Here is a 338-nt window from a genome sequence, read left to right as displayed (position 1 = left end):
ACCGACCCAGATGAGGATTGGGAGCAAGCGGTTTGGCTTAAAGTATCTATCGGTGATAGTTATTATATGCTTGATGAATATGAACAATCCCTTGATGCAATGTTAGATGCATTAAACTACCCTGAAGCACTCGATAACCCATTTATTCACTTTAGAGCTGGCCAATGTCATTATCAGTTAGACGACAAAGAAAGAAGTAAAAATGCTTTACTTAAGGCCTATATGTTAGCCGGAAAAGAAATATTTGAAGATCATGAAGAAGATGGACTTTTTTACTATGACTTTTTGAAGTCCGAAGTCCAGCTATAAACGAACATAACGCTAAGGACAGCACATGC

General features: G+C 37.9%; 1 protein-coding gene. It reads left to right on the top strand.

Annotated features, from left to right (window positions below; genetic code table 11):
- The coding region (locus H5232_RS23770; RefSeq protein ID WP_182768452.1) for a hypothetical protein at nucleotides 1-309 on the top strand (309 nt) is incomplete at its 5' end.
- Nucleotides 310-338 lie beyond the last annotated feature (29 nt).

The organism is Pseudoalteromonas sp. SG41-5 (genome assembly GCF_014164495.1).
Taxonomy (GTDB): Bacteria; Pseudomonadota; Gammaproteobacteria; order Enterobacterales; family Alteromonadaceae; genus Pseudoalteromonas; species Pseudoalteromonas rhizosphaerae.
This window is presented reverse-complemented; position numbering and strand designations above follow the sequence as displayed.